The 19,788-nt window shown below is 70.0% G+C and carries 20 protein-coding genes and 2 tRNA genes; 17 read left to right on the plus strand and 5 right to left on the minus strand.

From position 1 onward, the window contains the following. The 4 genes from ACIPY5_RS14510 to ACIPY5_RS14525 all read left to right on the plus strand — a co-directional run bounded on the left by ACIPY5_RS14510 (position 1) and on the right by ACIPY5_RS14525 (position 2,713). Entirely contained in the window at positions 1-1,227 is a 1,227-nt protein-coding gene (locus tag ACIPY5_RS14510; RefSeq protein ID WP_400971841.1) for a phosphoglycerate kinase, read from the plus strand. Beyond that, positions 1,218-2,009, plus strand: coding sequence for a triose-phosphate isomerase (tpiA, locus tag ACIPY5_RS14515; RefSeq protein ID WP_400971843.1), 792 nt, complete (start codon positions 1,218-1,220; stop codon positions 2,007-2,009). Before ACIPY5_RS14510 ends, tpiA begins: the two co-directional genes overlap by 10 nt. 99 nt (positions 2,010-2,108) lie before the next feature. Further along, a complete protein-coding gene (gene secG, locus ACIPY5_RS14520) occupies positions 2,109-2,357 on the plus strand; it encodes a preprotein translocase subunit SecG (RefSeq protein WP_251441808.1) in 249 nt (82 codons plus the stop codon). Then, entirely contained in the window at positions 2,357-2,713 is a 357-nt protein-coding gene (locus ACIPY5_RS14525; RefSeq protein ID WP_292715667.1) for an RNA polymerase-binding protein RbpA, read from the plus strand. Before secG ends, ACIPY5_RS14525 begins: the two co-directional genes overlap by 1 nt. A gap of 115 nt (positions 2,714-2,828) precedes the next feature. On the opposite strand, the gene ACIPY5_RS14530 is transcribed toward ACIPY5_RS14525, so the two are convergent. Both ACIPY5_RS14530 and ACIPY5_RS14535 read right to left on the minus strand, forming a co-directional pair. Further along, positions 2,829-3,197 carry a hypothetical protein gene (locus ACIPY5_RS14530; protein ID WP_400971846.1) on the minus strand — a complete coding sequence of 123 codons (369 nt, stop codon included), beginning with the start codon at positions 3,195-3,197 and terminating at the stop codon, positions 2,829-2,831. A gap of 84 nt (positions 3,198-3,281) precedes the next feature. Next, positions 3,282-3,355, minus strand: a tRNA-Gly gene (locus tag ACIPY5_RS14535). Between the two features lie 131 nt (positions 3,356-3,486). Here ACIPY5_RS14535 and ACIPY5_RS14540 point away from each other — a divergent pair. From ACIPY5_RS14540 to clpX, 11 genes are all read left to right on the plus strand, one after another. Further along, a tRNA-Pro gene (locus tag ACIPY5_RS14540) sits at positions 3,487-3,560 on the plus strand. Positions 3,561-3,724: 164 nt separating this feature from the next. Further along, complete coding sequence (gene tig, locus ACIPY5_RS14545; protein WP_400971848.1) at positions 3,725-5,227, plus strand: trigger factor; 1,503 nt, start codon at positions 3,725-3,727, stop codon at positions 5,225-5,227. Positions 5,228-5,312: 85 nt separating this feature from the next. Beyond that, positions 5,313-5,807: a tetratricopeptide repeat protein gene (locus tag ACIPY5_RS14550; protein ID WP_400971850.1), complete on the plus strand. Its 495-nt coding sequence runs from the start codon at positions 5,313-5,315 to the stop codon at positions 5,805-5,807. 80 nt (positions 5,808-5,887) lie between these two features. Beyond that, entirely contained in the window at positions 5,888-6,478 is a 591-nt protein-coding gene (locus tag ACIPY5_RS14555; protein ID WP_309337813.1) for an ATP-dependent Clp protease proteolytic subunit, read from the plus strand. 17 nt (positions 6,479-6,495) lie between these two features. Then, positions 6,496-7,146 (plus strand): ATP-dependent Clp protease proteolytic subunit, encoded by a 651-nt coding sequence (locus tag ACIPY5_RS14560; RefSeq protein ID WP_309337815.1) that lies wholly within the window; start codon positions 6,496-6,498, stop codon positions 7,144-7,146. A gap of 146 nt (positions 7,147-7,292) precedes the next feature. Further along, positions 7,293-8,246 (plus strand): sugar-binding transcriptional regulator, encoded by a 954-nt coding sequence (locus ACIPY5_RS14565; protein WP_309337818.1) that lies wholly within the window; start codon positions 7,293-7,295, stop codon positions 8,244-8,246. 29 nt (positions 8,247-8,275) lie between these two features. Then, on the plus strand, positions 8,276-9,244 hold the full coding sequence (gene deoC, locus ACIPY5_RS14570) for a deoxyribose-phosphate aldolase (RefSeq protein ID WP_400972149.1): 969 nt from the start codon (positions 8,276-8,278) through the stop codon (positions 9,242-9,244). A 13-nt stretch (positions 9,245-9,257) separates the two neighbouring features. After that, positions 9,258-10,772 (plus strand): aldehyde dehydrogenase family protein, encoded by a 1,515-nt coding sequence (locus ACIPY5_RS14575; RefSeq protein WP_400971854.1) that lies wholly within the window; start codon positions 9,258-9,260, stop codon positions 10,770-10,772. Further along, on the plus strand, positions 10,769-11,620 hold the full coding sequence (locus tag ACIPY5_RS14580; RefSeq protein WP_400971856.1) for an aldehyde dehydrogenase family protein: 852 nt from the start codon (positions 10,769-10,771) through the stop codon (positions 11,618-11,620). The genes ACIPY5_RS14575 and ACIPY5_RS14580 overlap by 4 nt, the downstream gene beginning before the upstream one ends. Before the next feature lie 125 nt (positions 11,621-11,745). Then, positions 11,746-12,306 carry a hypothetical protein gene (locus tag ACIPY5_RS14585; RefSeq protein WP_400971858.1) on the plus strand — a complete coding sequence of 187 codons (561 nt, stop codon included), beginning with the start codon at positions 11,746-11,748 and terminating at the stop codon, positions 12,304-12,306. A gap of 191 nt (positions 12,307-12,497) precedes the next feature. After that, positions 12,498-13,766: an ATP-dependent Clp protease ATP-binding subunit ClpX gene (gene clpX, locus ACIPY5_RS14590; RefSeq protein ID WP_309337832.1), complete on the plus strand. Its 1,269-nt coding sequence runs from the start codon at positions 12,498-12,500 to the stop codon at positions 13,764-13,766. Between the two features lie 13 nt (positions 13,767-13,779). Here clpX and ACIPY5_RS14595 read toward each other — a convergent pair whose 3' ends face one another. The 3 genes from ACIPY5_RS14595 to ACIPY5_RS14605 all read right to left on the minus strand — a co-directional run bounded on the left by ACIPY5_RS14595 (position 13,780) and on the right by ACIPY5_RS14605 (position 17,395). Next, positions 13,780-14,280 carry a GyrI-like domain-containing protein gene (locus tag ACIPY5_RS14595; protein WP_400971861.1) on the minus strand — a complete coding sequence of 167 codons (501 nt, stop codon included), beginning with the start codon at positions 14,278-14,280 and terminating at the stop codon, positions 13,780-13,782. 107 nt (positions 14,281-14,387) lie between these two features. Further along, positions 14,388-16,439, minus strand: a complete 2,052-nt coding sequence (locus ACIPY5_RS14600; protein WP_400971863.1) for a M3 family metallopeptidase — start codon at positions 16,437-16,439, stop codon at positions 14,388-14,390. Positions 16,440-16,492: 53 nt separating this feature from the next. After that, positions 16,493-17,395 (minus strand): LysR family transcriptional regulator, encoded by a 903-nt coding sequence (locus ACIPY5_RS14605; protein WP_309337840.1) that lies wholly within the window; start codon positions 17,393-17,395, stop codon positions 16,493-16,495. 87 nt (positions 17,396-17,482) lie between these two features. Between ACIPY5_RS14605 and tdh the strand changes: the two genes are divergently transcribed. After that, positions 17,483-18,526 (plus strand): L-threonine 3-dehydrogenase, encoded by a 1,044-nt coding sequence (gene tdh / locus ACIPY5_RS14610; protein WP_309337843.1) that lies wholly within the window; start codon positions 17,483-17,485, stop codon positions 18,524-18,526. A 9-nt stretch (positions 18,527-18,535) separates the two neighbouring features. Further along, positions 18,536-19,711 (plus strand): glycine C-acetyltransferase, encoded by a 1,176-nt coding sequence (locus ACIPY5_RS14615; protein ID WP_400971866.1) that lies wholly within the window; start codon positions 18,536-18,538, stop codon positions 19,709-19,711. Positions 19,712-19,788 lie beyond the last annotated feature (77 nt).

Below are 19,788 nucleotides of genomic sequence, written 5' to 3' on the forward strand. Positions count from 1 at the left end.
ATGACTCTGCGCACCCTCGAATCCCTGAAGGAATCGGTCGGTTCGCTCGACGGAACACGCGTCATCGTCCGTTGTGACCTCAACGTCCCCCTGCGGGACGGGGTCATCACGGACGATGGCCGTGTTCGAGCGTCGGTGCCGACCCTCAAGGCCCTCATCGACCAGGGGGCCCGCGTGATCGTGTGCTCCCACCTCGGTCGTCCTGAGGGCGCCCCCGACCCGCAGTACAGCCTGGCGCCCGTCGCGGCGCGTCTGGGCGAGCTACTCGGGCAGCCGGTCGCGTTCGCGGCGGACACCGTCGGCGCCTCGGCGCAGGAGACGGTCGCGGCCCTGCAGCCCGGCGGCGTCGTCGTGCTCGAGAACCTCCGCTTCAACCCGGGGGAGACCTCGAAGGACGACGCGGAGCGCCGCGCCTTCGCGGAGCAGCTCGCCGCCCTCGGCGACGCGCTCGTCTCCGACGGGTTCGGCGTCGTTCACCGCAAGCAGGCCAGCGTCTACGACCTCGCGCAGATCCTGCCGTCCGCGGCCGGACTGCTCATCGAAGCCGAGCTGAAGGTCCTGGACCGCCTCACCGAGAACCCCGAGCGCCCCTACACGGTCGTGCTCGGCGGATCCAAGGTCTCCGACAAGCTCGGCGTGATCTCGCACCTGCTGCCGCGGGTGGACCGCCTGCTCGTCGGCGGCGGCATGCTGTTCACGTTCCTCGCAGCACAGGGCCACGCGGTCGCCTCCAGCCTGCTGGAGAAGGACCAGCTCGACACCGTGCGCGGCTACATCGCCGAGGCGGCCGAGCGCGGCGTGGAGCTCGTGCTCCCCGCCGACGTGGTCGTCGCGGCCTCGTTCTCCGCGGATGCGACCCACGAGGTCGCCGCCGCCGACGCGATCGAGGCGACGTCCTTCGGCGCCTCGGGCATCGGACTCGACATCGGGCCCGACACCGCCGCGCGCTTCGCGGACGCGATCCGCGGATCGAGGACCGTGTTCTGGAACGGGCCGATGGGCGTGTTCGAGTTCCCGGCGTTCGCCGCCGGCACCAAGGCCGTCGCGCAGGCGCTGACCGAGGCGGACGGACTGAGCGTCGTCGGCGGCGGCGACTCCGCCGCGGCCGTGCGTCAGCTCGGTTTCGCGGATGACCAGTTCGGTCACATCTCGACGGGCGGAGGCGCGAGCCTCGAATTCCTCGAAGGCAAGAAGCTTCCCGGACTGGAGGTCCTCGGATGGGTGTGAACAGCAGAACCCCGCTGATCGCGGGCAACTGGAAGATGAACCTCGACCACCTGCAGGCGGTGGCATTCGTGCAGAAGCTGCACTGGACGCTCAAGGACGCCAAGCACGAGGACGGAACGGTCGAGGTGGCGGTGTTCCCGCCGTTCACCGATCTGCGCAGCGTGCAGACGCTCATCGACGCGGACAAGATCCCGTTCGCCTTCGGCGCCCAGGACCTGTCGCAGCACGACTCCGGCGCGTACACCGGTGAGATCTCCGGCGCGTTCCTGGCCAAGCTCGACGCGAGCTACGTCATCATCGGCCACTCGGAGCGGCGCGAGTACCACGCCGAGGGCGACGAGGTCGTGGCGGCCAAGACCAAGGCCGCGATCAAGCACGGCCTGGTGCCCGTGATCTGCGTGGGCGAGACGGCGGAGGACCTGGAGGAGTTCGGTGCGAGCGCCGTGCCCGCCGGGCAGCTCGAGGCGGCCCTGCAGGGCCTGGATGCGAAGGCGGACATCGTCGTCGCGTACGAGCCGGTCTGGGCCATCGGCTCCGGCCAGGCTGCGACCCCGCAGCAGGCGCAGGATGTCTGCGCGGTCCTGCGCGGCGTGATCGCGAAGGTCCTCGGCGACGAGGCCGCCGCGCGCACCAGGATCCTCTACGGCGGATCGGTGAAGTCGGCGAACATCGCCGGGTTCATGCGCGAGCCCGACGTGGACGGCGCGCTGGTCGGCGGGGCGAGCCTGGTCGTCGACGAGTTCGCCGCGATCGTGCGCTACCAGAAGCACGTCGGAGTGTGACACGCGTCCCCGCCCGAAGGGGCGGGGACGTCTCGACGTATAATTGACCGTTACCCGGGATCCCGCACGCCCGTGCGGGCCCGAGCGAAAGGCCGATCCGTGGATATTCTCCAGTTCATCCTGCAGGTGCTGCTGGGCATCACCAGCGTCCTGCTGACCCTTCTGATCCTGCTCCACAAGGGGCGCGGCGGAGGCCTCTCCGACATGTTCGGCGGCGGCATGTCCTCCGCCGTCGGGTCCAGCGGTCTCGCCGAGCGGAACCTCAACCGGTTCACGGTCGTGCTCGCGCTGGTCTGGTTCGTCGCGGTCGTGGGACTCGGCCTGATCACGAAGTTCGAGGCGATCTGATGGCGACCGGCGGCAACGCGATCCGAGGAACGAGGGTTGGATCCGGCCCGATGGGCGAGCAGGACCACGGCTACCACGCCGACCGCATCGCGATCTCGTACTGGGACGGACTCGGCAACGAGACCGTGCGGTACTTCGCGGCGGGCCTGCCCGAGGAGGAGATCCCGGACATCATCGACCACCCGCACTCCGGCCTCCCGGCCGGACGCGACAAGGAGAACCCGCCGGAGATCGCGAAGGCGGAGCCCTACAAGACGCACCTCGCGTACGTGAAGGAGCGCCGCACCGACGAGGAGGCCGAGCAGCTGCTCGGCGACGCCCTCGCACAGCTCCGCGAGCGTCGCGGCCAGGCCTGAGCCTCCCGCACGTCCGCACCGGAGAGCCCCCGCTTCGGCGGGGGCTCTCGTCGTCTCCGCGTGATGCGCGGCGGTGGCAGGCCGGGGGAGGGTCCGCAAGATGCAGCCGCCGGCCTCAGAGGTACGGGAGGAAGGCCTCCGGCCGGGTCACGTTGGCGGGGAGTCCGGCGAACAGCGGTGCGACCTGAGCCGGCGCGTACCCCGCGATCCCGCACCCCACGGGCGTGAGCAGGAATCGCAGCGCGGGATGCGCGGCCGCATAGGCCACGAACGTCTCCGCCTCGGTGGCGAGGACGTCGAGTCCGCTCATGGTGTCGATCGCGTAGGTGCGGCCGTGATGACCGTGGCCCTCGCCCCAGACCGCGCCGAAGCTCTCGTACGCGATGAGCGCGGCGCCGCCGCCGTGCAGCCCTTCGGCGTTGGAACCGAAGACGAAGACCTCGTCCGGTTCGAGCGATGCGATGCGAGACGGAGTGATCTCCATGTCGTTCCCTTCGATGCAGCGAACTCTACGCCGCGGACCGGGGAGCGCGATGCGCCGGATGCGAAAAGGCGGGGGAGGGGAACGTGGAGGGGCTGACGAGAATCGAACTCGCATCATCTGTTTGGAAGACAGAGGCTTTACCACTAAGCTACAGCCCCGGACCGCTCGCTCTGCGAGGGACCGGCCCGCGACGGAAAGCCGCGGCACTCCCATGAGCATACCTGACTGACGGGGGTGCTCCGTTCCGTTAGACTCGTGAAGGCCGTTCCCGCGCGCGCGGGTTCCTACCCGGGGCGTAGCTCAGCTTGGTAGAGCGCCCGCTTTGGGAGCGGGAGGTCGCAGGTTCAAATCCTGTCGCCCCGACGCAGTGACGAGACCGATCCGAAGGATCGTTCGCGTCACTGCTCGATGACGACAGGCGGGCCGCTGATGCGCCCCGTGCGAACGCCGATCCGCAGGATCGGCCGAGCCCCACGACATCGCCCGCGCGGACTGCACGCGGGACATTCACAAGGAGACACACCAGCATGGCGAACAGCACCGTCGAGAAGCTTGCCCCGACCCGGGTCAAGCTGCACATCACGGTCACCCCCGAGGACCTCAAGCCCAGCATCGCGCACGCCTACGAGCACATCGCGCAGGACGTGCAGATCCCCGGCTTCCGCAAGGGCAAGGTGCCCGCGCCGATCATCGACCAGCGCGTCGGCCGCGGCGCCGTCATCGAGCACGCCGTCAACGAGGGTCTGGACACCTTCTTCCGTGAGGCGTCGCTCGAGCACAACCTCCGGATCGTCGGCCGCCCCTCGGCCGAGGTCATCGAGTGGCCGAACGAGAAGGACTTCTCCGGCGACCTCAAGGTCGAGGTCGAGGTCGACGTCCGTCCCGAGATCGAGGTCCCGTCGCTCGACGGCATCACCGTGACCGTCGACGCCATCGAGGCGGACGAGGCTGCGCTGGACGCCGAGCTCGACCGCCTGCGCGCCCGCTTCGGCACCCTGGTCCCCGTCGACCGTCCCGCGAAGGCCGGCGACTTCGTCGAGCTCGACCTCGTCGCCGCGATCGACGGCGCCGAGATCGACCGCGCGGAGGGCGTCTCCTACGAGGTCGGCTCCGGCGAGCTGCTCGAGGGCATCGACGACGCGATCGACTCGCTCACCGCCGGTGAGGACACCACCTTCCGCTCGAAGCTGGTTGGTGGCGACCACGCGGGCGAGGACGCCGAGGTCTCCGTCACGGTCAAGGCCGTCAAGGAGCGCGAGCTGCCCGAGGCGGACGACGACTTCGCGCAGATCGCGAGCGAGTTCGACACCATCGCCGAGCTGCGCGACAGCCTGCGCGAGTCGGTCGAGCAGCAGGGCGTGTTCACCCAGGCCTCCTCGGCGCGCGACAAGCTCATCGAGACCCTGCTCGAGAAGATCGAGATCCCGGTTCCGCCGCAGCTCATCGAGGACGAGGTGCACAACCACCTCGAGGGCGAGGGCCGCCTGGAGGACGACGAGCACCGCGCCGAGGTCACCGAGGCGAGCACCAAGCAGTTCCGCACCCAGGTGCTGCTCGACTCGATCGCCGAGGGCGCCAACGTCCAGGTCTCGCAGGACGAGCTCAGCCAGTACCTGATCCAGTCCGCCGCGCAGTACGGCATGGCTCCGCAGGAGTTCGTGGAGGCGCTGCAGTCCGCGAACCAGCTGCCCGTCCTGGTCGGCGAGGTCGCACGCAACAAGGCCCTCGCGGTCGCGCTCGGCAAGGTCACCGTGGTCGACTCCAACGGCAAGGCCGTGGACCTGACCGGTTTCGTCGCCACCGACGACGAGGCCGAGGACGCCGCCGAGGCTCCGGCCGAGGAGAAGCCCGCGAAGAAGGCTCCGGCGAAGAAGGCCCCCGCCAAGAAGGCCCCGGCCAAGAAGGCTGCGGAGGCCGACGAGGCTCCCGCCGCCGAGGCTCCGGCCGAGGAGAAGCCGGCCACCAAGAAGCCGGCCGCGCGCAAGGCTCCGGCCAAGAAGGCCGCCGACAAGGCCGCTGACGCCGAGTAAGCACCGGATCCACGATCCGGAAGAGGGCGGGTGCATCGTGCACCCGCCCTCTTCGCATCCATCGAGCACGAGACCGAGGACAGACATGAACGACTGGCAGGAACGGATCGACGCCGTCTGGGAGGCCGCATCGGGCGGTCTCGTCGACGAAGAGGTGATCTCGCGGATCGATGCGATCGCGGCGGAGCGCGGCGCGGACGACGCCGAGGCCGCTTTCGAACGCGCCGGCGCCCGCGACTCCGCGGGGCGGCCGGACGAGGCCGTACCGCTCTACCGGCGTGCGCTCGAGCTCGGGCTCGACGACGACCGCCGCGCCCAGGCGACGATCCAGCTCGCGAGCTCGCTGCGCAACCTCGGCGACCTCGAGGGGGCGCTCGAGCTCATCGAGGCCGAGCACGCGGCGCACCCCGATTCCGTGTACCGCGATGCGATCGCGGCCATGCACGCGCTCGCCCTGGCCAGTGCCGGTCAGCCGGAGCGCGGCCTGAGCGTCGCGATCATGGCCCTCGTGCCGCACATGCCCCGCTATCACCGGTCCATGACCGCCTACGCGCACGAGATCGCGGGCCGCGACGCCTGATATGCCGACGGCGAACACGGCCGGGCGCGTGCGTTGTCGCCGGTAGATTCGAATCACCGAACACGGAAACAGGAGCGGAAATGGCTGAACCCCTGGTCGCGACGAGCGTCTTCGACAGGCTGCTCAAGGATCGCATCATCTGGCTGGGATCCGAGGTGCGGGACGAGAACGCCAACGAGATCTGCGCCAAGATCCTCCTTCTCGCCGCAGAGGACCCCGAGAAGGACATCTACCTCTACATCAACTCGCCCGGCGGATCCATCACCGCGGGCATGGCGATCTACGACACGATGCAGTTCGTGCCGAACGACATCGTCACGGTCGGCATCGGCATGGCGGCCTCGATGGGGCAGCTGCTGCTGACCAGCGGCACCAAGGGCAAGCGCTACATCACGCCGAACGCGCGCGTGCTGCTGCACCAGCCGCACGGCGGCTTCGGTGGCACCTCGAGCGACATCCAGACGCAGGCGCAGCTGATCCTGTCGATGAAGCAGCGCCTCGCCGAGATCACGGCGTCGCAGACCGGCAAGACGGTCGAGCAGATCAACGAGGACGGCGACCGGGACCGCTGGTTCACCGCCACCGAGGCCCTCGAGTACGGCTTCGTCGACCACATGCGCGAGCACGCCAGTGACGTGCACGGCGGCGGCGGCACGGGCGCGGACAAGTAAGGCTGGAGAGGACACCCATGTACACACCCACGTTCCGGTCCGCCGGCAACCTGCCCTCGAGCCGCTACGTCCTTCCTCAGTTCGAGGAGCGCACCGCCTACGGCTTCAAGCGCCAGGACCCGTACAACAAGCTGTTCGAGGATCGCGTGATCTTCCTCGGCGTGCAGGTCGACGACGCGTCCGCCGACGACGTGATGGCGCAGCTGCTGGTCCTGGAGAGCCAGGACTCCGAGCGCGACATCACGATGTACATCAACTCGCCCGGTGGATCCTTCACGGCGATGACGGCGATCTACGACACGATGCAGTACGTCGCGCCGCAGATCCAGACGGTCGTGCTCGGCCAGGCGGCCTCGGCGGCCTCGGTCCTGCTCGCCGCGGGCGCACCAGGCAAGCGTCTGGCCCTGCCGAACGCGCGCGTGCTGATGCACCAGCCCGCGATGGGCGAGGCCGGCCAGGGACAGGCGTCGGACATCGAGATCCAGGCCGCGGAGATCCTGCGCATGCGCACGTGGCTCGAGGAGACCATGGCCAAGCACACCGGCCAGCCGGTGGCGAAGGTCAACCGCGACATCGATCGCGACAACATCCTCTCCGCGGAGCAGGCCAAGGAGTACGGCATCGTCGACCAGGTGCTGACGAGCCGTAAGCGTCAGTCGCTGAGCTGACCTGCTGACCTGACGCGAGAGGGCGGCCCGGATGCGATTCCGGGCCGCCCTCTCGCGTCCCCGCCCCTGTTGCGCGGGTGAGCGAGGGCGAATGCTCATCTGAGCAGTTTCGTGCGCGTGCGTGTGGCGAAGGGTACTCTCGGAGCATGCCCCGATCCGCCATCGACGATGACGAGCTGCTCGCCGTCCGCGTGGCGGAGCTGTACTACGACGAGGACAAGACCCAGGACGAGATCGGCGGCCTGCTGGGCATCTCGCGCTGGAAGGTCGGCCGGCTTCTGCAGCAGGCCCGCATCGACGGGATCGTCCGCATCGAGATCGTGCACCCGCGCGCTCGCAAGCTCGGCATCGAGCGGGAGCTGCGCGAGCGCTTCGGGCTCGCCGACGCCGTCGTGGTGCCGAACGGGCCGAGCGACACCGAGACCCTCGGCCGGGTCGCGCAGGGCGCCGCGGATCATCTTGCAGCCCTCCGACCGGTGCCGAAGACCCTCGCCGTGAGCTGGGGGCGCACGCTCACCGCGATCGCCGACCGCATGGCCGAGGGGTGGGCACGCGGCGTCACCGTGGTGCAGATGAACGGCGGCGTGAGTGTGAACCGCCGGCCGGGAGGCGCCGCCTCGCTCGCGGCCACGATCGCGCAGCGCGCGTCGGGCCACGTCGCGCTGCTGCCGAGCCCCGCGATCCTGGAGCGTCTCGAGACCAAGCAGGCGATCGAGCGGGACCGCACGGTCGCGGGCGTGCTCGATCAGGCCGCGCAGGCCGACGCCTACCTCTTCACGGCGGGCGTCTGCGATGCCGGATCCGCGCACGTCGAGAACGGATATCTGAGCGTCCGGGACATCGACGAGCTGGCCCGCCGCGGAGCGGTCGGCGATGTTCTGGGCCGCTACATCGATGCCGACGGCAACGTGGTCGATCCCGAGCTCGACGCCCGCACGGTCGGCCTCAGCCTCGAGCGGCTGCGCGAGGCGCGCACCGCCGTCTTCGTCACGGCCGGAGAGGCGAAGCACGACATCGCCCGCACGGTCGTGACCGCGAACCTGTGCACGATGGTGGTCACCGATGAGGCGACCGCCCGGACCCTCTTGGAGGACCAGTGACGACGACCGAACTCGCACGGCGCACCGCGCTGGAGGTGCTCGGCGGCGAACCCGACGACCTCACCCTGCGCCGATTCCTGCACGGCCTCCCCGGCGTGGACGCGGTGGGCCTGGAGCAGCGCTCCGCAGCGCTCGGCACGCGCTCGATCAAGACCACGTCGAAGGCCTGGGCCCTCGACACGATCGTGCGCCTCATCGACCTCACGACGCTCGAGGGCGCCGACACCCCGGGCAAGGTGCGCTCGCTGGTGTCCAAGGCCAAGCTGCCCGACGCGTCGGATGCGTCCTGCCCCTCGGTCGCCGCGGTCTGCGTGTACGGCGACATGGTGCCGTACGCCGTCGAGGCGCTCGGCGCCCGGCACGGCGACCCCGACGACGGCGGCATCTCCGTCGCCGCCGTCGCGACCGCGTTCCCGAGCGGGCGCGCGTCGCTCGCCGTGAAGCTCGCCGACACCCGCGACGCGGTGGAGGCGGGAGCCGATGAGATCGACATGGTGATCGACCGCGGCGCGTTCCTCGCCGGACGCTACGGACAGGTGTTCGAGCAGATCGTCGCGGTCAAGGACGCCTGCCGCCGGGAGGACGGCACCTCCGCCTCGCTCAAGATCATCCTGGAGACGGGTGAGCTGAACACCTACGACAACATCAAGCGGGCCTCGTGGCTGGGCATGCTGGCCGGAGGCGACTTCATCAAGACCTCCACCGGCAAGGTGGCGCCGGCGGCGACGCTCCCGGTCACGCTGCTCATGCTCGAGGCCGTGCGCGACTGGCACCGGCTCACCGGCGAGAAGATCGGCGTGAAGCCGGCCGGCGGGATCCGCTCCTCGAAGGACGCGGTCAAGTACCTCGTGCACGTCGCCGAGACGGTCGGGGAGGAGTGGCTGCAGCCGCACCTGTTCCGCTTCGGCGCCTCCAGCCTCCTCAACGACGTGCTGCTGCAGCGGCAGAAGCTGACCACCGGCCACTACTCCGGCCCCGACTACGTCACGATCGACTGACGGAGGACCACGCATGGGATTCCTGGACTACGCACCTGCGCCCGAGTCGCGCAGCATCCTCACCCTGAAGGACGAGTACGGCCTGTTCATCGACGGCGAGTTCGTCGAGGGACGTGGCGCCTCGTTCGGCACGATCTCGCCCGCGGACGAGTCGCGCATCGCCACCATCGCGCACGCCTCCGATGAGGACGTCGACCTCGCCGTCGCCGCCGCGCGCCGCGCCTACACCAAGGTGTGGTCGAAGATGAGCGGTCGCGACCGCGGCAAGTACCTGTTCCGCATCGCGCGCCTCGTGCAGGAGCGCGCCCGCGAACTCGCCGTGGCCGAGAGCCTCGACAACGGCAAGCCGATCAAGGAGTCCCGCGACGTGGACGTGCCCCTCGTCGCCTCGTGGTTCTTCTACTACGCCGGCTGGGCGGACAAGCTCGACTATGCCGGCGCCGGGCCGAACCCCTCCGCGCACGGCGTGGCGGGGCAGGTCATCCCGTGGAACTTCCCGCTGCTCATGCTCGCGTGGAAGGTCGCGCCGGCCCTCGCCGCCGGCAACACGGTCGTGCTGAAGCCCGCCGAGACCACGTCGCTCACGGCGCTGATCTTCGCCGAGATCCTCCAGCAGGCCGATCTTCCGGCCGGCGTGGTGAACATCATCACGGGTGCCGGGGCCACCGGCGCGGCGCTCGTGCGTCATCCCGACGTCGACAAGGTCGCCTTCACGGGCTCCACGGCGGTGGGCCGCGAGATCGCCCGCACCGTCGCCGGCACCGGCAAGGCGCTCACGCTGGAGCTCGGCGGCAAGGCGGCGAACATCGTGTTCGACGACGCCCCGATCGATCAGGCCGTCGAGGGCATCGTCAACGGCATCTTCTTCAACCAGGGCCACGTCTGCTGTGCAGGCAGCCGCCTGCTCGTCCAGGAGTCGATCCACGACGAGGTCATCGACCGGCTGAAGTCCCGCCTGTCGACGCTGCGTCTCGGCGACCCGCTCGACAAGAACACCGACATCGGCGCGATCAACTCGGCGGAGCAGCTGGCCCGCATCCGCGAGCTCAGCCAGGTCGGCGAGGACGAGGGCGCACAGCGCTGGACCGCCGATTGCGTGATCCCGGAGAAGGGGTTCTGGTTCGCCCCGACGATCTTCACCGGCGTCGAGGCGTCTCACCGCATCGCCCGCGAGGAGGTGTTCGGCCCCGTCCTCTCCGTGCTGACCTTCCGCACCCCGGCCGAGGCGATCGCGAAGGCGAACAACACGCCCTACGGCCTCTCCGCAGGCATCTGGAGCGACAAGGGATCCCGGATCCTCGCCGTCGCCGACCGCCTGCGCGCGGGCGTCGTCTGGGCGAACACGTTCAACCGATTCGACCCGTCCAGCCCGTTCGGCGGCTACAAGGAGTCCGGCTACGGCCGCGAAGGCGGCAAGCAGGGCCTGGCGGCCTATCTGCGTCCCGCAGGCGGCGCGCCCCGCGCGCTCAGTCCGCAGAACGAGAGCAAGAGCGAAGCCAAGGCGCTGAAGAAGGGATCCGCGGCATGAGCGCGCGACTGACCGTTCCCAAGACCTACAAGCTCGCGATCGGCGGCGCATTCCCGCGCAGCGAATCGGGGCGCACCTACGAGGTCACCACTCCGAAGGGGGCGTTCCTGGCGAACGCCGCCCAGGCGTCGCGCAAGGACGCCCGCGACGCGGTCAAGGCCGCGCGCGCCGCGCAGGCCGCCTGGGCCAAGGCGACCGCCTACAACCGCGGCCAGGTGCTGTACCGCGTGGCCGAGGTGCTCGAGGGGCGTCGTGCCCAGTTCGTCGACGAGATCGTGGCGCAGCAGGGGGTCTCTGCGGCCGTCGCGGGCGCGCAGGTCGACGAGGCGATCGATCTGTGGGTCTGGTACGCGGGCTGGTGCGACAAATACGCCCAGATCGCCGGCAACCTGAACCCGGTCGCGGGGGCCTACTTCAACATCTCCGCGCCCGAACCGACCGGCGTCGTCGCGATCGTCGCACCGCAGGAGTCCGCGCTGCTCGGCCTCGTCTCCGTGGTCGCGCCGGCGCTCGTCGCGGGGAACGCGGTGGTCGTCGTCGCGAGCCGGCAGTACCCGCTCTCGGCGATCAGCCTCGCCGAGGTGCTCGCCACGAGCGACGTGCCGGGCGGCGTGGTGAACGTGCTCACCGGATCCCCGGCCGAGCTCGCGCCGTGGCTCGCCGCGCACGCCGACGTCAACGCGCTGGACCTGGCGGGAGCGGGCGGGATCGACTGGGTCGACCTGCAGATCGCCGCCGCCGACACGCTCAAGCGCGTTCTCGTGCCAGGCGAGGTCGTCGCCTCGCCGCAGCGGATCGCCGCGTTCACCGAGGTGAAGACCGTGTGGCACCCGAAGGCTCTTCTGTAGTCCTGGCTGCCCGTTCGTCGCATCGCCCGCCCGGATCCGCAGGACGCGCCCGGGCGGGCGATGCTCGTTCAGGCCTGATCCATGCCGGGCTCGCGAGGATCTGAGCACCCGGCTAGGTTCAGGCTATGAACAGAACCGCGAGGATCGTCGCCTGGTCCGCGGCCGGGCTCGTCGTCGTCGGCCTCGCGGTCGGCGCGGGCTCCGCACTCGCGACCGTCTCTGCTGCCATACCTCAGCAGGCGGCCCAGCCCTCGCCGGCCTCGAGTGCACCATCCAGGAGCCCTGCGCCGGAGCCGTCGGCGGTGTTCCCGACCTCTGAGCAGGAGCGCGTCGGAGGGGCGGAGAAATGCCATCCGCTCGCGAGGATCGAGATCCAGCGGGACTCGGTCGACGTCGACGGCAACGCCGCCGACTTCCACGGCGAGCTGATCGGAGAGCCGATCGACTTCGGGCCTCGCCGAGGCGCGACGGGCACCGTGAATCTCGACGATCAGGGGCGCATCGTGAGCTACACGACCGTCACCGGCGACAACCTCGACGGCATCGAGAAGCGTCTCTGCATGGACATGACGTCCACGGCTACGTACAACAGGGTCGGCTGGGCCCCTGGGGAGCACCCCTGGAGCATCGGCGACACGTTCATTCTCCGCCCCGATCCCACGGCTGCATGGATCCCCGGACCATGAAAGCCCGGATCCGACGCGTGTTCGCCGTGCGCGGAGCGACGCGTTGCGGGCGATCCGTGGCGATGCGGCCGGATGTCGGATGCAGCGGTTAGGCTCGAACAGCGGCAACGCCGCACGGTGTTCCCACGCCGTGATCGCTCCTCGCGACAGCGCGGAGGCGACCGCGGACCACGTCTCGAAGGAGGACGCACATGGCACGCATCGGTGAGAGCGCCGACCTGTTCAAGTGCTCGTTCTGCGGCAAGAGCCAGAAGCAGGTCCAGCAACTCATCGCCGGCCCCGGCGTCTACATCTGCGACGAGTGCGTCGAGCTCTGCAACGAGATCATCGAAGAGCGCATGGCGGAGTCCGCCAACGGCGAAGTCGCCGAGTTCGATCTGCCCAAGCCCCGCGAGATCTTCTCCTTCCTCGAGGAGTACGTCGTCGGACAGGACCAGGCCAAGCGCGCCCTCTCCGTCGCCGTCTACAACCACTACAAGCGCGTGCGCGCCCGTGGAACGCTGCAGCCGGCCGAGCAGAAGGCCGACGAGATCGAGATCGCGAAGAGCAACATCCTCATGATCGGCCCCACGGGCTGCGGCAAGACCTACCTCGCGCAGACCCTCGCGAAGCGCCTGAACGTGCCGTTCGCCGTGGCCGACGCCACCGCGCTCACCGAGGCGGGCTACGTCGGCGAGGATGTGGAGAACATCCTGCTCAAGCTCATCCAGGCCGCCGACTACGACGTCAAGCGCGCCGAGACCGGGATCATCTACATCGACGAGGTCGACAAGATCGCGCGCAAGGCCGAGAACCCGTCGATCACGCGCGACGTCTCGGGGGAGGGCGTTCAGCAGGCGCTGCTGAAGATCCTCGAGGGCACGGTCGCCTCGGTGCCGCCGCAGGGCGGGCGCAAGCACCCGCACCAGGAGTTCCTCCAGATCGACACGACGAACGTGCTGTTCATCGTCGCCGGCGCCTTCGCGGGCCTCGAGGACATCATCTCCTCCCGGGTCGGCAAGCACGGCGTCGGCTTCGGGGCCCCGCTGCACGACAAGGGCAAGGACCTGGATCTGTTCAGCGAGGTCCTCCCGGAAGACCTGCACAAGTTCGGCCTCATCCCCGAGTTCATCGGCCGCCTGCCGGTCGTGGCCTCGGTCACGCCGCTCGATCAGGCCGCGCTCATCGACATCCTGACCGGTCCGCGCAACGCGCTGGTCAAGCAGTACCAGCGCATGTTCCAGCTCGACGGCGTGGAGCTCGAGTTCGAGGAGGACGCGCTGCAGTCGATCGCCGACCTGGCGGTCGAGCGGAAGACCGGGGCCCGCGGACTCCGCGCGATCCTCGAGGACGTGCTCGGTCCGATCATGTTCGAGATCCCCTCGACCGAGGACGTTCAGAAGGTCGTCGTGACCCGTGCCGCGGTCGACGAGGGAGCTCCTCCCACACTGGTGCTGGCGCGCAAGCGCAAGAGCGCCTGAGCGGTACCCGAACTCAGCGCTGAACCGGAAGGATCAGGTCGGTGCGCAGATCGGCGGCGGCCGTGACGCTCGGGTCGGACACATAGACCTCGATCCAGACGCCCGCAGGGCTGTGTCCGAGCGCGGTGCTCTCGCCGGCGAGCCGCCCCCAGGCCTCGCCCAGACCCTCGTACGGTCCGATCACGGTCGTGGCCAGCGCCGGTCCGCTCGGCAGATCCGCCGCCTCGATCTCGACATCGTCGACCGTGAGCGGAGCGGACAACGCGGCGGCGACCGGGAAGCCGACGTCGAGGTCGAAGACATCCATAGGATCGCCGCGATAGACCGCGACCGCGGGGCCGGAGGGGGTGAGGGATCCCGCGGCGATCGCCTTTCCGAGCGCGCCGAAGGCCAGATCGAACGTCGATCCGAGGCCGTCGATGCGCAGGCCGGTCCGGCGGACCGCCGCGAGCGAGGCCGGAGGCAGATCGAGCGGGGTCGTGGCGTCGTAGGGCTCTTCCGAGAACACGGACATCGGTTCCTCCTCACGGCCGGCGTCATCTCTCGCCGCATCCATCCCCAGCCTAGGTCGGGCGCCTCCTCGCCGACAGGGGGAGGAGGCGCCCGCTCTGCGGCAGGCGGTCAGCGATCGAGGCCGCGTCGCTGGAGCAGCGGGGCGATCTCCGCGTCGCGTCCGCGGAAGTCTCGGTAGGCCTCGAGCGGATCCTTGGATCCGCCCACGCCGAGAAGACGCCGGCGGAATCGCTCGCCGTTGGAACGCTGGGCGCCACCGTTCTCACGGAACCACTCGACGGTGTCGGCGTCGAGGACCTCGCTCCAGATGTACGAGTAGTAGCCGGCGCTGTAGCCGCCGGAGAACACGTGCGCGAAGTAGGCCGAGGAGTATCGCGGGGGCACGGCGGGGTCATCCAGTCCGATGTCCGCGAGGGCCGCCGCCTCGAACGCGGCGACGTCGTCGATCGACTCTCCCGCCGGCAGCGCGTGCAGGGCCTGGTCGAGCCATGCCGCCGCGAGGTACTCGCTGGTCTCGAAGCCCTGGTTGAAGGTCTCCGTCGCCTGCAGGCGTTCGACGAGCCCCGCGGGAAGCGGCTCGCCGGACTCGTGATGGCGGGCGTATGCGCCGACGATCTCAGGCCAGAGCATCCACATCTCGTTGACCTGGCTCGGGAACTCGACGAAGTCGCGGAACACTTTGGTGCCGGAGAAGTGCGGATACGTGACGTCGGAGAACAGCCCGTGCAGCGCATGCCCGAACTCGTGGAACAGCGTGTTCACCTCATCCATCGTGAGCAGCGTCGCCTCCCCGTCGGCGGGCTTGGACACGTTCAGGTTGTTCGCGACGACCGGGAGCGTGCCGCGCAGAGCGGACTGGCTCACGATCGGGTTCATCCACGCCCCGCCCCGCTTACTGTCGCGGGTGTACAGATCCAGCACGTACAGGCCGAGCGCGGATCCGTCCTCCTGGAACACCTCGAAGGTCCTCGCGCCGTGGTGGTAGACGGGAAGGTCGGACCGCTCCGTGAAGGAGAGGCCGTACAGCAGGCCTGCCGCCGCGAACACGCCGTCGTGCAGCACGCGCTCCGCCTCGAACCACGGGCGCAGCGCCGCCGTGTCGATGTCGTACTGGGCGGTGCGCAGCTTCTCCGTGTAGAAGGCCCAGTCGTGCGCCTCCAGCGGGAACGGCGCCGGCTCGGTGTCGTCGATGAGCTGCTGCAGAGCCGCGCGTTCGGCGGCGGCGTTGCGCGCGGCCGGCGCCGCGAGCTCGCGCAGCATGCGCTCCACGGCCTCGGGCGTGCCGGCGGTCTCATCAGCCGTCACCGCGGCGGCGTGGGATCCGTAGCCGAGCAGCGCCGCGCGTTCGGCGCGGAGGCCCGCGATCTCGGCGAGGACGCCGCGATTGTCGTGCTCGCCGCCGCGCGCCCCTCGAGAGCGCGAGGCCTCCATGATGCGACGGCGGCTCTCCCGGACGGTGAGCGCTGCGAGCGCGGGGTGCCCGGTGAACAGGGGGAGTGCGAGCAGGTGCTTGCCCTCGAGACCGCGCTCGGCGGCGGCGCGCGCGGCGGAGGACAGCTCCCCCGCGCTCAGGCCGTCGAGGTCGGCCGCGTCGTCGAACACGACGGCCAGCTCGTTCGTGTCGGCCAGCAGGTTCTTCTCGAACACGGTGCTGAGCGAGGAGATCCGCTGGTTGAGCTCGGTGAGTCGCGCCTTGGCGGCCTCGTCGAGCGCCGCGCCGGCGAGGGTCATCTCACGATGCCAGCGCTCGACGAGGCGTCGCTGCTCCGGATCCAGGGGCAGAGCCTCGATCTGCTCGTGGAGCAGCGAGATCCGCCGATACAGCGCCGAGTCGAGCAGGATCGCGTCCTGGTGCGCGGCCATCAGCGGCGCGAGCTCCTCATCGATGCTCTGGATCTCGGCCGTCGCGTCGGCGGAGGCCACGGTGTAGAACGCATGCGAGGCGCGGTCGAGCAGCTCTCCGCTGCGCTCCAGGGCGACCATGGTGTTCTCGAACGTCGGCATCGAGCGCACCATCGTGATCCGGCGGATCTCCGCGAGCTGCTCCTCGAACCCCCGCCGGAACGCGGGGAGGTAGTGCTCCGCGCGGATGCGGCCGTAGTCCGGCAGCGCATAGGGGAGGGCGGAGGGCGTGAGCAGCGGGTTCGTCTCGACCGTCATCCTCCGAGCCTAGAAGATCGCCTCGTTCCGAGGGAGTGCGGCGGCGGGCCGCCTCAGCCGGTCAGCTCCGCCATGACGCGGCGCAGCGCATCGGACACGAGACGCACGGAGCGCCGGCGCAGGTTCTCCGGCCGGGCGAGCACATCGATCATCCGGTTGGTGCTGACGTACTGCAGCGGGCGGCGCACGACGGCGTCCGTGCCCGGCGAGGTGTACCGGGGGAGCACGCCGATCACGTCGCCCGTCGCGATCACCGACGCGGCGACGCCGTAGTCGTTGATCCGGTGCACGATCTCGGCCGGCCGGTTCGTGATGGCGGAGATCGTGCGCAGCACGTCATCGGGGGAGTAGCCGGCGCGGCTCGTCACCCAGCGCTCGCCCACCACATCGGCCGGGCGCAGCGATGCACGCTGCGCGAGCGGGTGCTCGGGGGAGAGCGCCACGTCCAGAGGCTCGGCGGCGAGGGTGAGCACGCGGATCCCGGTCTTCGGCCACGGCGGGCTGTGCTCCATGCGATGCGCGAGCACGAGGTCGTAGCGCGCGGTGAGGGCGGGGAAGTCGCTCTGCGCGACGTCCTCGTCGGTGAAGCGGATCGCGGGCACGTCGGGTCCGGATCCGAGCGCGCGGATGAGCGGGCCGAAGAGCGCCTGCGCCGCGCTGAGGAACCCGCTGACCGTGACGACACCGCCCTCGGTCGCCTCGAACTCGTCCACCGCGGAGCGCGCGGCGGCCATCGCATCGAGCGCGGCCGCGCCGGCCTCGGCGAGCGCTTCGCCGGCCGGGGTCAGCACGAGCGTGCGCCCCTGCTTTCGCGTCAGCGGAGCCCGCACGCCGCGCTGCAGCGCGGCGAGCTGCTGGGAGACGGCGGACGGCGTGACGCGCAGGGCCTCCGCGACGGCGGTCACGCTGCCGAGCGCGCCGAGCTCGCGGAGGATCTGAAGCTGCTGCAACTGCATATGTCCAGTCAAGCATGTAGCGATGCTTAAAGCTCGCTCCAGACAGTGGGGATTGATCTACAGGGTTCTTCGCGGTGGGATCGAAGCATGAAGGCTCTCTACAAGGACGGCCCGCACGCGGGCCTCGAGCTCGTCGACCGGCCGGACCCCGTGGCCGGACCCGACGAGGTGGTCATCCGCGTGCTGCGCACCGGCATCTGCGGCACCGACCTGCACATCCAGCGCTGGGACGACTGGGCCGCCTCCGCGGTGAAGGCGCCGCTCATCCCCGGCCACGAGTTCTACGGCGAGGTCGTCGAGGTCGGACCGCTCGTGCACGACATCTCGGTCGGCGACCGGGTCTCCGGCGAGGGGCACATCGTGTGCGGCATGTGCCGCAACTGCCGTGCCGGCCGTCGGCAGATGTGCATCCGCACGATCGGTCTCGGCGTGCAGCGCGACGGCGCCTACGCGGAGTACCTCACCCTTCCCGCGACGAACGTCTGGGTGCATCACGCGGACGTGACGCCCGAGCTCGGCGCGATCTTCGACCCGCTCGGCAACGCCGTGCACACGGCGCTCGCGTTCCCGCTCGTCGGAGAGGACGTGCTCGTCACCGGCTGCGGCCCGATCGGACTCATGGCGATCGCGATCGCCCGCCACGTGGGCGCCCGCTTCATCACCGCGACCGACGTGAGCGCGCCGCGGCTGGAACTCGCCCGCGAGATGGGTGCCGACGCGGTCGTCGACGTCTCCCGCGAGGACATCGCGGATGCGCAGCGCGCGCTGGGCATGCGGGAAGGCTTCGACATCGGCTTCGAGATGAGCGGGGCGCCGAGCGCGCTGCCCGCGATGATCGACAACATGAACCACGGCGGGCGGATCGCGATGCTCGGCCTGCCGACCGGTCCGTTCAGCGTGGACTGGGGCAAGATCGTCACGCACATGCTCACCGTGAAGGGCATCTACGGCCGCGAGATGTTCGAGACCTGGAACGCGATGGGGGCCATGCTGCAGACCAGCCCGGTGCTGCGCGACTCCATCACCCGCATCATCGCCGAGGTGCTCCCCGCGCGAGACTGGGAGAAGGGCTTCGCGGCCGCCGCGTCCGCGGGCACGGGCAAGATCATCCTCGACTGGACCGAACTGTAGGAGACCACGATGTACGGATCATTCCAGCAGCACCTCGCCGATGAGCTCACCGCGATCGACGAGGCGGGACTCACCAAGCATGAGCGCGGGATCCGCGGTCCTCAGCGCGCCGAGATCGTCGCGGACGGCGCCGAGGTGCTGAACTTCTGCGCGAACAACTACCTGGGCCTCGCCGACGACGAGCGCCTCGTGGCGGCGGCCAAGGGCGCCCTCGACGAGTGGGGCTACGGCCTGGCGAGCGTGCGATTCATCTGCGGGACGCAGGAGCAGCACCTCGAGCTCGAGCGGCGGCTGTCGTCGTTCCTCGGCACGGATGACGCGATCCTGTTCTCGTCGTGCTTCGACGCGAACGGCGGCGTCTTCGAGACGCTGTTCTCGGCCGAGGACGCGATCATCTCGGACGAGCTCAACCACGCGTCGATCATCGACGGGATCCGGCTGTCCAAGGCGCGCCGGCTGCGCTACCGCAACCGCGACATGGCGGACCTCGAGGAGCAGCTGGAGGCCGCGGCCGACGCCCGCTTCCGGGTGATCGTGACGGATGGCGTGTTCTCGATGGACGGCTACATCGCCCCGCTCGCGGACATCTGCGACCTCGCGGAGCGCTACGACGCCCTCGTCTTCGTGGACGACTCGCACGCGGTCGGCTTCATCGGCGAGCACGGTCGTGGCACGCCGGAGCTGTGCGGCGTCGAAGGTCGCGTGGACATCTACACCGGGACGTTCGGCAAGGCGCTCGGCGGCGCGAGCGGCGGTTACGTCGCCGGCCATCGCGACATCGTCGCGCTGCTGCGCCAGCGCGCCCGTCCGTACCTGTTCTCCAACACGCTCGCGCCCTCGATCGTGGCGGGCACCCTGCGCGCGCTCGACCTCGTCGAGGGATCCGGATCCCTGCGCGCGCAGCTGCAGGAGAACGCCGCGCTGTTCCGCCGTCTCATGACGGAGGAGGGGTTCGACCTGCTCCCGGGCGAGCACGCGATCGTACCCGTCATGTTCGGCGACGCCGCACTGACCGCACGGGTCGCCGCGGAGATGCAGAAGCAGGGCGTGTACGTGACCGCGTTCAGCTTCCCGGTGGTGCCGCGCGGTCTCGCGCGCATCCGCGTGCAGCTCTCCGCCGCGCACACCCCCGAGCAGGTCGAGCGCTGCGTCGCGGCGTTCGTCGCCGCACGCGCGGCCGCCTGACCGGATTCCTCGACGCCCCCTCGCAGCATCGGCGCCCCCTCTGAGCGCCGTCCCTGCGAGGGGGCGTCGGTGCGCAG

The organism is Microbacterium sp. NPDC089698 (assembly GCF_044749045.1).
Taxonomy (GTDB): domain Bacteria; phylum Actinomycetota; class Actinomycetes; order Actinomycetales; family Microbacteriaceae; genus Microbacterium.